The organism is Bacillus cereus group sp. BfR-BA-01311 (assembly GCF_022664295.1).
GTDB classification, from domain to species: domain Bacteria; phylum Bacillota; class Bacilli; order Bacillales; family Bacillaceae_G; genus Bacillus_A; species Bacillus_A cereus.
Genome location: NZ_JAKUHC010000005.1, coordinates 326,277 through 339,040 on the forward strand (window position 1 = coordinate 326,277; position 12,764 = coordinate 339,040).

A 12,764-nucleotide genomic window follows, 5' to 3' on the forward strand; every position below is an offset into this window, starting at 1 on the left:
AAAAATTGACAACAAATATGTTTTCATAAAGAGGTGCTGGTGCTTACGAGAATTTCGCAGAGTAAAGCAGTACATATGACTGTACGAAAGTAAAATAAATGCCAAATTGAAAGTGCATTTCAATTAACATATTGAATACATGTCCAAAAATCGCTAGAAAACTAGGGATTTTTTTAATTATAGGCAAATACACATACAAAGTGATAATTGTCCTACATAAATTATAAAGGAAAGATACTTTGAATCTGAGGAAAGGAGTGCCACTTCGGGATAGGGATATCCCGATAGTAATTGTGAATGAAGTTATGAAAAGGTTTTGTGTTATAGGCTGTAGGATGAATTTGTAAACTTCATTTTTCTATTTATTTTAGCAATTGACAGTATTAACCCATAAGAGAGCGTCATGACGAACTGATTAGTGTGGTTAATCGGTTCTTTTTTTATAGTTTAAAACTGAAAAGTTTACATAATGAATAGGAATCTGAATTGATTAGTAAGGTGGGTGTCGAAATTTGTTTTAAAATATGCAATTTAAAGTAGGATAATAGGAAGGAGTTTAACGGGAGTTCCGTCGAAGTGTACAGAATGTCGGCATTTAAGGACAGCTGGCATTATGCTATAAAAACATTTGGTGATGTAGTCATTTCATATAAAAAGGAGGGTTATTTGGGCGTATAGAAAAGGGTTGGTCTTCGGTTTTTTAGTTCTGAATTTTCTGTTTTATAAAAATTTTTAAGCACTCATTTGTATATTTTATAATAGTTTTTTGATAAATTCACTGCTTTTGCAGAGGATTCTTTTTTATGAAAGAAACGTCAATTTTCTTCATATATATATACAAATTGGAGAAATGGGGGAGCGCTATGCGCGATTACTTAATTAAACCACTTGTTGGTCAGCCGTATCCAATGATTTCACATGGAAAAGGTGTTTATTTGTATGATCAAAATGGCAATAAATATTTTGATGGTTCGTCAGGAGCAATTACGGCAGGTATTGGGCATGGCGTAAAGGAGATTGCAGACGTTATTAAAAAGCAAGCTGAGGAGATTGCTTTCGTTTATAGATCACAGTTTACGAGTGAACCAGCTGAAAAATTAGCGAAGAAGTTAAGTGATTTAAGTGTAGGAGATTTGAACTGGAGTTTTTTTGTAAATAGTGGCACGGAAGCGAATGAAACAGCTATGAAAATTGCAATTCAGCATTTTCAAGAGCGAGGTATTCAAGGGAAACATAAAATTTTATCAAGATGGATGAGTTATCACGGTATTACGATGGGTGCTTTATCGATGTCTGGGCATCCACTACGTAGACAACGTTTCGTATCTATTTTGGAAGATTATCCGACTATACCAGCTCCATATTGTTTCAGATGTCCTGTTCAAAAAGTATATCCAACTTGTCAGCTGGCATGTGCGACTGAACTAGAAAGATCAATTGAAAGAATTGGTGCAGAGCATATTGCTGCTTTTATTGCTGAGCCGATTATCGGAGCAGCTGGAGGCGCGGTTGTTCCGCCGAAAGACTATTATAAAGTCATTAAAGAGATTTGCGACCATTACGATATTTTATTTATTGCGGATGAAGTAATGACTGGGCTTGGTCGTACTGGAGCATGGTTTGCGATGGAGCATTGGGGCGTAGAGCCGGATATTATGACACTTGGTAAAGGGTTAGGAGCGGGATATACACCGATGGCAGCGACAGTTGTAAGTGATCGTGTTATGGAACCAATATTACGTGGATCACGTTCAGTAATGAGTGGTCATACGTTAAGTGCAAATCCATTGTCTGCAGCAACGGCTTTAGCTGTTATTGAATATATGGAGAAACATAATCTTCCTGAAAAAACAGCAGAAAAGGGAGAGTATTTAATAAAAGGCTTACAGAAAGTTCAGCAACAATCGACAATCATTGCTGATGTGCGCGGAAAAGGGTTGCTAATCGGAGTAGAATTGCAACCGTTTACAAAAGCGTCAGAGCTTATTTCAGTTGCAGCTAAAAATGGTCTGCTTTTATACCAAGCAGTTTCAGGGCAAGCAGGAAAAGAAGATAGTGCACTGCTTGTAGCACCGCCAATGACAACTACATATTCCGAGTTAGATGAATTACTTTCAATTTTCTCTAAAAGTGTGGAAGAGATGATGCAAAAAGGAGGGCATAGTATCGCATGACAACTATTACAAATACATTCGGTAAATTAAAAGAAATTGAGGAAGTAATTTCTTTGTTCCATGATGATATGACATTGATGTTTGGGGGATTTGGAGGGATTGGATCCCCTCCATCTTTAATACAGGCAATTTTAGAAAAAGGCGTTACAAATTTAAATTTAATTGGAAATGACACTGGATTTCCTGATGTAGGTATCGGTCGTCTTGTTACAAATGAAAGAGTTAAATCAATAATTACTTCTCACATTGGCTCCAATCCAAATGCAGGAAGGCAACTAAACGAGGGAAGATTACAAATTGAGTTTTCTCCGCAGGGAACATTAGCAGAGCGTATTCGCGCTGGTGGCGTTGGTCTTGGTGGTGTTTTAGTTGATGTTGGTGTTGATACGATTGTGGAAGAGGGAAAACGAACAGTTGAAATGAATGGTAAGACCTACTTAGTTGAAACAGCATTAACTGCTGAAGTTTCAATTGTATATGCGAAAAAGGCAGATCCGTTTGGTAATCTTGTATTTGACAAAAGTGCACGAAATATGAATCCCCATGTAGCTATGGCTGGGGATATAACAATTGTAGAAGCAGAAGAAATAGTCCCGCTTGGAAGTTTAGATCCAGAGGAAATTGTCGTTCCAGGTGTTTTCGTAAATTATATTGTACCGTCGGAAGGAGTGAACTGGAAATGGGTATGGGCGTAGAAGTGAGGGATAAGATTGCTAGGCGTGCGGCGAAAGAAATACAAAATGGTATGATTGTAAATTTAGGTATTGGCATACCATCGCTTGTACCAAATCATTTGCCTGACGATATAAATGTTATGTTTCATGCGGAAAATGGAATCGTCGGCATGGGACCAACGCCAAGTAAAGGGAATGAAGATGAAAATTTGTGTAATGCAGCAGGTTTACCAACTTCTCTTATAACAGGAGCGAGTTATTTCGATAGCTGCACAGCGTTTGGGATGATTCGAAAAGGTTTGCTAGACATAACGATTCTTGGTTCATTACAAGTAAGTGAAAATGGTGATTTAGCAAACTGGATTGTACCTGGAAAACGTGTTCCAGGTATTGGTGGAGCAATGGATTTAGCACAAAAAGCGAAGCGGGTCGTTGTTGTAATGAATCATGTTGATAAGTACGGAAATGCAAAAATTGTTTCAGAGTGTACATTGCCATTAACTTCAAAGAAATGTGTAGATTTAATTATTACTGATATGGCAGTCATGGAGGTAACTCCGAGTGGACTTATATTACAAGAATTAATGAGCCCATACACAGTAGAAGATGTAAAACGACATACAGAAGCTGATTTTCAAATTAGTTCTAACTTACTAGTAATTGAATGAAGGGAGATGTAATATATGGAGCAATTAAAAAAGCAAGTTTGTGATTATATTGAGAGCCATGAAGAGGAAAGTGTGAAATTTTTAAAACGATTAATTCAAGAAAAGAGCGTATCTGGTGATGAAAGCGGTGCGCAGGCAATTGTGATTGAAAAATTACGTGAATTAGGTTTAGAGCTCGATATATGGGAGCCTTCTTTTTCTAAAATGAAAGATCATCCTTATTTTGTATCACCCCGTACAAGTTTTTCAGATAGCCCAAATATTGTAGCAACTTTAAAAGGAAGTGGCGACGGGAAATCTATGATATTGAATGGGCATATTGATGTAGTTCCAGAAGGGGATGTGAATCAGTGGGAACATCATCCTTATAGCGGTGAGAAAATCGGAAATCGTATATATGGCCGTGGAACAACGGATATGAAGGGCGGAAATGTCGCACTTATGCTTGCGATGGAAGCGATTATTGAATCTAACATTGAATTAAAAGGAGACATCTATTTTCAAAGTGTAATAGAAGAGGAAAGTGGCGGAGCAGGGACATTGGCAACTATATTACGAGGATATAAGGCAGATGGTGTCATTATTCCGGAGCCTACTAATATGAAGTTTTTCCCGAAACAACAAGGTTCCATGTGGTTTCGTCTACGTGTAAAAGGGAAAGCTGCACACGGTGGAACGCGCTATGAAGGGGTTAGTGCAATTGAAAAAAGTATGTTTGTTATAGAACATGTAAGAAAGCTAGAGGAGAAAAGAAATAGTCGAATTACAGATCCGTTATTTAAAGAAATTCCGATTCCAATTCCAATTAACATTGGGAAAATTGAAGGAGGGAGTTGGCCAAGTTCTGTTCCCGATGAATTAATTTTAGAAGGAAGATGCGGTGTTGCGCCGAATGAGACTATAGAGGCGGCAAAAGAAGAGTTTGAGAATTGGATTGCTGAATTAAATGATGTGGACAATTGGTTTGTTGAAAATCCAGTAGAAGTAGAATGGTTTGGAGCGAGATGGGTTCCTGGTGAACTAGAAGAGAATCATGAACTCATTACGACACTTCATCACAACTTTGTTGAAATCGAAGGGAACGAACCAATTATTGAAGCATCTCCGTGGGGGACTGATGGAGGTTTATTTACACAAATTGCAAACGTACCAACAATAGTATTTGGTCCAGGAGAGACGAAAGTAGCACACTATCCAAACGAATATATAGAAGTTGATAAAATGATAGCTGCCGCAAAAATTATTGCATGTACATTACTAGATTGGTGTGAGGTGAAAAAATGAAATACTATGAATCTTTTAGAGAACAGACGAATTGTTATACAGTAGAAGGTGTTTTAGATTATTTTAATAAGCGTATTCGGGTAGATCACTATACAGGAAATGTTGAAAGTATTATACAGACAATTGACGAACTAGCAGAGAAACATTCTTTCACTAAATGTATTATTAAAGGAAAGGGAGAGCATGTTTCAACATGGCTCTCTTTCGGTTTTTTGTTGGAAGCAACGATACCTCATTATTTTCAAGGACACGATGCATACTTTTTTGTGAAATATAATAATGATGAAAGACGAAATAGTATGCATTGGATTGAGGAAGATACTATATTAAGCGGTGTAAAAGGAAAAGAAATAAAAGAAAAAGTAGTTCCAGAGAAATTTTTGCTGAGAAAAGCGACTGAAGAAGATGCAGAAGAATTAGCAACTGTATTCGGAAAAGTATTTGAAGTGTATCCGACACCTTTAAATGAAGCGAGTTATGTATTACAGACGATGAAAGAAGACGATACAATTTACTACGTGTATGAATTTGAGGGGAAAATTATTAGTACAGCATCTGCAGAAATGAACATAAAGGAAGGGAATGCAGAATTAACGAATTGTGCTACTTTACCTGAATACCGTAAACATGGATTTATGAAAAGTTTACTAATTAAATTAGAGGAAGAACTTCAAGAAAGATCTATTTTCTGCTCCTATACAATTGCTCGATCGCTTTCTTTCGGAATGAATGCTGCCTTTCATCAATTAGGCTATACGTATACAGGAAGACTGGCGAATAATTGCTACATTTTCGATAAGTTGGAAGATATGAATATATGGGTGAAAGATTTATCTAGCTATTCGAAAGCAGTAAAACTTCCGCCTCAAAATTTGGCTGTAAAGCAAAACAGTTAGGTGGAGCTGGGTGTTTGAAAAAGCCGTACTAATTAGAGTTTCGAGTTATCTAATGAAAATATAAAATTGATTAAAATTATAGAACGGAATCGTCATGCTTACAATCGCACATAGGTGTGCCGAAAATTCGGCATGTAATTGCTGGATTTTCGGCAAAAGGGGGGATGACATTGCTAGCAGTTTCCACACAAGAAGTCATTGAAGCGATTTTGGGCAGTATTGATGAGGCTATACACGCTGTAGATGAAAATGGAATTACAATATTTTATAATTCTGTAGCTGCAAAACACGATGGATCGAAGATTGAAAAAGTGTTAGGGAAACATCTGTTAGAAGCGTTCCCGTCTTTATCAAGGGAAACGAGTACATTGATGAAAGTACTAGATACAAAAAAACCTATCGTACATCAGGTACAACATTATCAAAATTTAAATGGTGAAGATGTTTGTACAGTAAATACGACGTTACCTATTTTTATAGATGGGAATATTGCTGGGGCTGTTGAAATTGCAAAGGATTACTCTACAATTCAAAAGCTTACTGACACAATTGTTGACTTACAGTCGAAAATAAAGCGATCATCTAGAAAAAAAGTGATTAAAAAGCACGCTGCATTTGAGACGATAGTGACAAATGATACGCGGTTTAAACAGACGAAAGAGTTAGCACAAAAAGTAGCACCAACAGACGCGAATGTTTTAATATATGGTGAAACAGGAACAGGAAAAGAACTGTTCGTACAAGCAATTCATGAAGCTTCTAAAAGAAAAAACAAGCCATTTATTGCACAAAACTGTGCAGCTTTACCAGAGTCGCTATTAGAAAGTTTATTGTTTGGAACGACAAAAGGAAGCTATACGGGAGCGATTGAAAGAGCTGGGCTATTTGAACTTGTTGATGGTGGTACATTATTTTTAGATGAACTGAATTCAATGCCTCTTGATTTGCAGGCAAAAATGTTACGAGTGTTAGAAGATGGAGTCATTAGAAGAATTGGTGATAATAAGACGAGAAAAGTAGATGTTCGTGTTATTACCGCGATGAACCAGCCTCCAGAAATATGTTTACGAGAGAATAAAATTCGCACTGATTTATATTATCGCTTAAACGTATTTTCATTATATATCCCACCGCTTCGTGAAAGAACTGAGGATGTACTATTATTAGCATCTTATTTTTTGAAAGAATATAATAAAAGTTATAAAAAAGGTGTACTTCAAATTGATGAGGAAGCGAAAGATAGACTGCAAGCTTATCAGTGGCCTGGAAATGTACGGGAGTTAAAACATACGATTGAACATGCGGTTATTATTGCAGAAGGGAATACATTAACAGCCAATTGTTTACCACGTACATTTCGGAAAGAGAAGTTTTCGAAGAAGAAGGGTATAATGCCACTTAGAGAAGCACTTCATCAAACAGAAAAAGAATTAATAGATCAAGCGTTGATTGAAACGGAAGGGAATATATTACAAGCCGCAAAAATGTTGGGTATCCCTCGTCAAACGCTTCAATATAAACTGAGCAAGTACGACAAAACCGCCGAATAATCGGCGGTTTTTGTGTGTTTGCACCAATAAAAGAGCGTTTACATATATAAAAAGTAATGAATATGATGTTAAGTATTGATTTCATACAACGCTTAAAAATATTTTTTCGCTTATGTAATAGGGTTCTCCGCACATTTACTTATCAACAATGTAAAGTTGGCATAACTATTGCTTATATAAAGGATGAGCGTATAAAAAGGGGGAATAGCAATGTTACATGATGTATACAAACCAAATCGTCACTGGAAGGATATCGAATTATGGAAAGATGTTACTGAAGAGCAATGGAATGATTGGGTTTGGCAATTAACGAATACGATCAAAACGTTAGATGACTTAAGAAAAGTAATTAACTTAACACCTGAAGAAGAAGAGGGCGTTAAAATTTCAACGAAAACGATCCCGTTAAACATTACACCGTACTATGCTTGGCTAATGAATCCTGATGATCCACGCTGTCCGATTCGGATGCAATCAGTACCGATTTCGGAAGAGTTATATAAAACAAAATATGATTTAGAAGACCCACTTCACGAAGACGAAGATTCACCAGTTCCAGGGCTAACACATCGTTATCCGGACCGTGTACTATTCTTAGTAACAAATCAATGTTCTATGTATTGTCGTTACTGTACACGTCGTCGTTTTAGTGGACAAATTGGAATGGGTGTACCGAAGAAACAATTAGATGATGCAATTGCTTATATTCGTGAAACGCCACAAGTACGAGATGTATTAATCTCCGGTGGTGACGGACTTCTAATTAACGATAAAATTTTAGAATATGTATTAAAAAATTTACGAGAGATTCCGCATGTTGAGATTATTCGTATCGGAACGAGAGCACCAGTAGTATTCCCACAACGTATTACAGAAAACTTATGTAACATTATTAAAAAATACCATCCAGTATGGTTAAATACACATTTCAATACATCTATTGAAATTACTGAAGAATCGAAAAAGGCATGTGAAATGTTAGCGAATGCTGGTGTTCCAGTCGGAAACCAAGCAGTAATTTTAGCTGGTATTAACGACAGCGTTCCAATTATGAAAAAACTTATGCATGACTTAGTAAAAATCCGTGTACGTCCATACTACATTTATCAATGTGACTTATCTGAAGGTATCGGTCACTTCCGTGCACCAGTATCTAAAGGTCTTGAAATTATTGAAGGTTTACGTGGACACACATCTGGTTATGCTGTTCCGACATTCGTTGTTGATGCGCCAGGCGGAGGCGGTAAAATTGCACTTCAACCAAACTATTTAATCTCACAAAGTGCAGATAAAGTTGTACTTCGTAACTTTGAAGGTGTTATTACGACGTATCCAGAGCCAGAGAGCTATATTCCAGAAAGAGCGGAAGGATACTTTAAAGAGATTTATCCGAACTACGAAGAAAAACGTTCAGATGTTGGTATCGCAGGTCTTATGAGCGATAAGAAATTTAACCTCGTTCCAGACGACTTACAGCGTATGAACCGTCGTAAAGACTACGAAGATAATGATACTCATGCATCTTTAAAAGATAAACGTGATAAGCGCGATCAATTAAAAGATAAAAAATATCAAGCACAAATGGCTAAGTTAGAAGAAAACGACAAAAAAACTGAGGGTGATGCAGTATGAATTGTATGTGGTGTGACAGTACAGAAGCGAAAGAAAGCTTGAATACTGTATATTGGGAATTACCAGATGGTACGAAAGCCATTGAAATCCAAGAGACACCATGTATTTCTTGTTCCTCGTGCGGGATGGACTATCAATCAGACCATACAGTAAAAGAAATTGAAGATCAATTATTCTTAATTTACACGAAAGATTTACCAAAACAACTAACATATGAAGAATTAATGGGAAGACCGCGTCTATTAAAAAGAAATTATTTCGACTTTTAACCAGCTTTTATGCTGGTTTTTTTCTTTTTTGCCTTGTATAATGTACCCAAGTTAGAAAGGTAGGGAATATTTTTGAAAAAGACATTTTACCATTATATGATGAAGCATCGTGCAGCTTTATTTAGAAATGAAATTTCAGATTTAGCAGAGGCGATGTATGATGATTTAAGTTTTCCGAAGCAATCTGAAGACTATGATGAAATTAGTTCATACTTAGAGTTGAGCGGAATGCTAGAAAGTATGTCTATATTTGATGAAGCCTGGGATTTATACATACAAGATAGATAAAAACTATTTGAAAACATACAGAATACATTACTTTATTTAAAGTGAAGTATTCTGTATGTTTTTTTATTATGAAATTTGTTGATTTAAAGCTAGTCTAGTTACTAGCTTTTGTTTGAGTGTAATGTAAATTTTATAAGATTATAATTTTTATTGAAAAAATTTATGAATATAAGCTTCTGTGATAAGCGTTTTTATGTAGGTTGCATATACTGATATCAAAATCACGACGTCAAAAAAAGGAGAGATAGAGATGGCAAGAAAAAAACAACCTAAATACAACGTAGGGGACATAGTCGTGATTACGCTATATGGAACCGTTGGGAAAATCACAAATATGAAGGTTTTAGATGGAGTTTATGTATACGAAGTCAATAATCACGATGGATTTTACGTAGAGCAAACATTGCAGCACGTTACAGAGCAAGATATGAAAAAGGGCGATACGGAGTGGATTGAATTAAATTATAATTTCACGTTTGGTGATCTTGTGCAAGTAACTGGATATGATAAAGATGTTTTCCGTATTGTTGGTTTTCGTACAGAAGTATGGAGATATAAGAATGACGCATGGGAAGATACAATTTATGAATTGTCACGGATTACGGATGGTGAATGGTTAGAAGCGGATGAATCAGATTTAACGTTACTCGCCAATGCTCAAACGGCAAATGCAATTTTGAAGAAAATGAAACAAGATAAAGCCGGTATGAATAAATTAGATTTAGGAAAGTTAAAGTCAATTAACAACTCGAAAAAAGTGAGTGTTAAGACGAATCGTCAAGAAATCATTGATGGATTACTTGATATTTATAACGATTATCAATTATTGTTCGATACATTTAAAGATGAAGAATATAAAATTGTAATGGATGTTGTTCATAATTATTTAGTTAAATTGACAGAGAAAAAATAGTTAACTAGAAAGAGAGAATAAATTGAACAACAACATATGCAGTATAAGGTATGCCTACAACTATTAAAAAAATAAAAAGCCACTTTATAAGAGAGTCTGCCCATTGATCTTCATGCATGAACTCTTCTTTTGTTTGTCCTACTTCATATTGATTTTCCATTATTATTTCCCCCTTTGAATAGCTTGTACTACAATCGTATGCATCTCGTCCAAAGCTTATGACCTATAAAAAAATAAAATCTATTTTTCTAATCTCATATACATAATTTTGAGATTTTTTCATAAAACAGAAATAAAGGAGTGATGCTCATGAAGGAAATTGAAGTCGTGATTGATACGGAAGAGATTGCGGAGTTTTTTTATGAGCAACTAATTGAAAGAGGGTACGTCCCAAAACGAGAAGAAATTGAAGATCTCGCAGATATTACATTTGAGTATTTATTAGAGAAATGCATGATTGATGAAGTTTTTGATGAAGAGGATGAATGAAAGTAACGACGGGCATAACTCGTCGTTTTTTACTCTTTACAAACCTGTCACAAATATAGTCAATAATTATTGGTATAATGAAAAGGAAATTTTACTCAAGAGGTGAAGGAATGTTCAAAAAAATTATTGATTCTTTATTAGGAAAGAAAAAATATCGTTCGTATTCAAGTAGTGATTATCGTCGTAGAGGGCGCTCGTATTCAAGTAGCGATTATAAACGACGTTCATCTGGTTATGGACATCAACATTATAAAAGAAAACGTAAAAGCCGTAGCTTCTTTTCAAGTAGCTGATGAAATGGCGTCGTGTACTAGCATTATTTGATAGACCACTGCGAAAAAATACAATTGTTGCAGAGCGTTATAAAATTGAATCAGTAATTGGAATGGGCAGTTATGGGGTTACATATGTCGTTAATGATTTACAAATAAATAGATATAAAGTCTTAAAACAATTAAGACAAAGTAAACAAAGATATGAGTCTGGTAGAAAATCATTTGAACAAGAGAAAATGATTTTACAAACATTAAATCATCATGCAATTCCTAGTCTATATGATCATTTCCTATGGGAGAAAAAGAGCTTCTTTGTGATGGAGTACATGCCTGGTAAAAATTTTGAAGATTATATTTTCATAGATGGGTATGTATATACAGAACGTGAAGTTTTTGAGATTTTATATGAAATATTAGAAATTGTATCGGTGTTTCATAGTGAAGGCATTATTCATCGAGATTTACGCATTCCAAACATACTAATGAAAGAAAATCAAATTAGTATTATCGATTTTGGATTGGCTAAATGGAAAGGTGAAGATGATGAGCGAGCTACAACTTACGAAGGTGAACAAGCTTTGATGCGAGAAGTTCACTTTCGTAGCGACTTTTATGCGCTCGGTCATTTCTCATTATTTTTATTATATGCAGGATATGAATCTAATGAAAAACAGGAAAAACCATGGTACGAAGAATTAACTTTGGAACATTATAATGGTGAAATGCTTATGCGAATGTTACAAATAAAAACGCCGTACTATGAGAATGTACAAGATTTAAAACAAGATGTAGCTTCTGCTTTAGAAAGGATGGAGACTCCATGTTTCAAAAGTTTTTAGCAAGCGTTGGTATTGGAAGTGCAAAGGTAGATACTGTTCTTGAAAAAGATGAGTATATTGTTGGGGAAGAAATAGTTGGAAAGGTTCATATAACTGGAGGTTCAGTTAGCCAACAAATTGAAAGCATTTACTTAACATTATCGACGTCGTATGTACGAGAAGTGGATGATAAAAAAGTAACAGCAACATATGATTTAGAGCGAGTACGCTTAACAGAACCTTTTTCTGTAGAACCGAATGAAAAAGTTGAAATTCCATTTTCTTTTCCAATGCCAATTGAAGCACCACTTACACTTGGTATGAAAACGGTTTGGATTCATACAGGTCTTGATATTAAACATAGTATAGACCCAAGTGACCGCGACTACGTTCAAGTGTTACCTAATGCATTATTAAGTAGTGTTTTAGATAGTGTAAATGAATTAGGGTTTAAAGCACGTCATATAGAATGTGAAGAATTACCGCATCGATTACGTAAGCAAGTTCCATTCGCACAAGAATTTGAGTTTATTCCGGTTTCTGGAGAGCATTATGGGAAATTAGATGAATTAGAATTATTAATCTTGCCACGTGCATACGACCGACTAGAAATTATTATGGAAGTAGATAGAAAATCCCGTGGTTTAGCTGGATTATTCGCTGAGGCGCTTGATCTTGATGAGAAGGTGATTCGTTTTACCGTAACAAGAGAAGATATCCCTGAGATGAAGCAAAAAATTAATAATTATATTTTTTAATAAACTATGCATAAAAAAGAAATGGAGAGGAAAACTAAAACAACCGCTCCATTTTTTTGCATAGTGAGGTTATGTA

At 35.5% G+C, this 12,764-nt stretch carries 15 protein-coding genes; 14 read left to right on the top strand and 1 reads right to left on the bottom strand.

The window, feature by feature from the left end; genetic code table 11:
• Window positions 1-863: 863 nt before the first annotated feature.
• From MR136_RS14835 to MR136_RS14880, 10 genes are all read left to right on the top strand, one after another.
• The gene (locus tag MR136_RS14835) at window positions 864-2,174 is read left to right on the top strand and encodes an aspartate aminotransferase family protein (RefSeq protein ID WP_001205882.1); all 1,311 of its coding nucleotides are present in this window, start codon (window positions 864-866) and stop codon (window positions 2,172-2,174) included.
• Window positions 2,171-2,869 carry an acetate CoA-transferase subunit alpha gene (gene atoD / locus MR136_RS14840; protein WP_000208102.1) on the top strand — a complete coding sequence of 233 codons (699 nt, stop codon included), beginning with the start codon at window positions 2,171-2,173 and terminating at the stop codon, window positions 2,867-2,869. Before MR136_RS14835 ends, atoD begins: the two co-directional genes overlap by 4 nt.
• Window positions 2,854-3,516: a CoA transferase subunit B gene (locus tag MR136_RS14845; protein ID WP_000525278.1), complete on the top strand. Its 663-nt coding sequence runs from the start codon at window positions 2,854-2,856 to the stop codon at window positions 3,514-3,516. Before atoD ends, MR136_RS14845 begins: the two co-directional genes overlap by 16 nt.
• Window positions 3,517-3,531: 15 nt before the next feature.
• A complete protein-coding gene (locus tag MR136_RS14850; RefSeq protein WP_000436698.1) occupies window positions 3,532-4,800 on the top strand; it encodes a peptidase in 1,269 nt (422 codons plus the stop codon).
• Entirely contained in the window at window positions 4,797-5,696 is a 900-nt protein-coding gene (ablB, locus tag MR136_RS14855; protein ID WP_000878594.1) for a putative beta-lysine N-acetyltransferase, read from the top strand. Before MR136_RS14850 ends, ablB begins: the two co-directional genes overlap by 4 nt.
• A 164-nt stretch (window positions 5,697-5,860) precedes the next feature.
• Complete coding sequence (gene rocR, locus MR136_RS14860; RefSeq protein WP_011110073.1) at window positions 5,861-7,246, top strand: arginine utilization transcriptional regulator RocR; 1,386 nt, start codon at window positions 5,861-5,863, stop codon at window positions 7,244-7,246.
• Window positions 7,247-7,456: 210 nt separating this feature from the next.
• Window positions 7,457-8,878, top strand: coding sequence for a lysine 2,3-aminomutase (kamA, locus tag MR136_RS14865; protein ID WP_242259500.1), 1,422 nt, complete (start codon window positions 7,457-7,459; stop codon window positions 8,876-8,878).
• The gene (locus tag MR136_RS14870; RefSeq protein ID WP_000995763.1) at window positions 8,875-9,147 is read left to right on the top strand and encodes a YokU family protein; all 273 of its coding nucleotides are present in this window, start codon (window positions 8,875-8,877) and stop codon (window positions 9,145-9,147) included. Before kamA ends, MR136_RS14870 begins: the two co-directional genes overlap by 4 nt.
• A gap of 72 nt (window positions 9,148-9,219) precedes the next feature.
• Window positions 9,220-9,435 (top strand): YozE family protein, encoded by a 216-nt coding sequence (locus MR136_RS14875; RefSeq protein ID WP_000750717.1) that lies wholly within the window; start codon window positions 9,220-9,222, stop codon window positions 9,433-9,435.
• A gap of 250 nt (window positions 9,436-9,685) precedes the next feature.
• Entirely contained in the window at window positions 9,686-10,348 is a 663-nt protein-coding gene (locus MR136_RS14880; protein WP_000101499.1) for a hypothetical protein, read from the top strand.
• A 4-nt stretch (window positions 10,349-10,352) separates the two neighbouring features.
• On the opposite strand, the gene MR136_RS14885 is transcribed toward MR136_RS14880, so the two are convergent.
• Complete coding sequence (locus MR136_RS14885; protein ID WP_000431486.1) at window positions 10,353-10,508, bottom strand: DUF3930 family protein; 156 nt, start codon at window positions 10,506-10,508, stop codon at window positions 10,353-10,355.
• A gap of 149 nt (window positions 10,509-10,657) precedes the next feature.
• Here MR136_RS14885 and MR136_RS14890 point away from each other — a divergent pair, with 149 nt between their 5' ends.
• From MR136_RS14890 to MR136_RS14905, 4 genes are all read left to right on the top strand, one after another.
• The gene (locus MR136_RS14890; RefSeq protein ID WP_000658451.1) at window positions 10,658-10,837 is read left to right on the top strand and encodes a YozD family protein; all 180 of its coding nucleotides are present in this window, start codon (window positions 10,658-10,660) and stop codon (window positions 10,835-10,837) included.
• Window positions 10,838-10,947: 110 nt separating this feature from the next.
• Window positions 10,948-11,130 carry a hypothetical protein gene (locus tag MR136_RS14895; protein ID WP_000473371.1) on the top strand — a complete coding sequence of 61 codons (183 nt, stop codon included), beginning with the start codon at window positions 10,948-10,950 and terminating at the stop codon, window positions 11,128-11,130.
• Window positions 11,130-11,951, top strand: a complete 822-nt coding sequence (locus tag MR136_RS14900; protein ID WP_061457154.1) for a serine/threonine protein kinase — start codon at window positions 11,130-11,132, stop codon at window positions 11,949-11,951. Before MR136_RS14895 ends, MR136_RS14900 begins: the two co-directional genes overlap by 1 nt.
• Window positions 11,933-12,688 (top strand): sporulation protein, encoded by a 756-nt coding sequence (locus MR136_RS14905; protein WP_000486622.1) that lies wholly within the window; start codon window positions 11,933-11,935, stop codon window positions 12,686-12,688. Before MR136_RS14900 ends, MR136_RS14905 begins: the two co-directional genes overlap by 19 nt.
• Window positions 12,689-12,764: the final 76 nt, after the last annotated feature.

Coding starts and splice junctions, on each gene's coding strand:
- MR136_RS14835 (WP_001205882.1), top strand. CDS start 864: ATGCGCGATTACTTAATTAAACCACTTGTTGGTCAGCCGTATCCAATG.
- atoD (WP_000208102.1), top strand. CDS start 2,171: ATGACAACTATTACAAATACATTCGGTAAATTAAAAGAAATTGAGGAA.
- MR136_RS14845 (WP_000525278.1), top strand. CDS start 2,854: ATGGGTATGGGCGTAGAAGTGAGGGATAAGATTGCTAGGCGTGCGGCG.
- MR136_RS14850 (WP_000436698.1), top strand. CDS start 3,532: ATGGAGCAATTAAAAAAGCAAGTTTGTGATTATATTGAGAGCCATGAA.
- ablB (WP_000878594.1), top strand. CDS start 4,797: ATGAAATACTATGAATCTTTTAGAGAACAGACGAATTGTTATACAGTA.
- rocR (WP_011110073.1), top strand. CDS start 5,861: ATGACATTGCTAGCAGTTTCCACACAAGAAGTCATTGAAGCGATTTTG.
- kamA (WP_242259500.1), top strand. CDS start 7,457: ATGTTACATGATGTATACAAACCAAATCGTCACTGGAAGGATATCGAA.
- MR136_RS14870 (WP_000995763.1), top strand. CDS start 8,875: ATGAATTGTATGTGGTGTGACAGTACAGAAGCGAAAGAAAGCTTGAAT.
- MR136_RS14880 (WP_000101499.1), top strand. CDS start 9,686: ATGGCAAGAAAAAAACAACCTAAATACAACGTAGGGGACATAGTCGTG.
- MR136_RS14885 (WP_000431486.1), bottom strand. CDS start 10,508: ATGGAAAATCAATATGAAGTAGGACAAACAAAAGAAGAGTTCATGCAT.
- MR136_RS14890 (WP_000658451.1), top strand. CDS start 10,658: ATGAAGGAAATTGAAGTCGTGATTGATACGGAAGAGATTGCGGAGTTT.
- MR136_RS14895 (WP_000473371.1), top strand. CDS start 10,948: ATGTTCAAAAAAATTATTGATTCTTTATTAGGAAAGAAAAAATATCGT.
- MR136_RS14900 (WP_061457154.1), top strand. CDS start 11,130: ATGAAATGGCGTCGTGTACTAGCATTATTTGATAGACCACTGCGAAAA.
- MR136_RS14905 (WP_000486622.1), top strand. CDS start 11,933: ATGTTTCAAAAGTTTTTAGCAAGCGTTGGTATTGGAAGTGCAAAGGTA.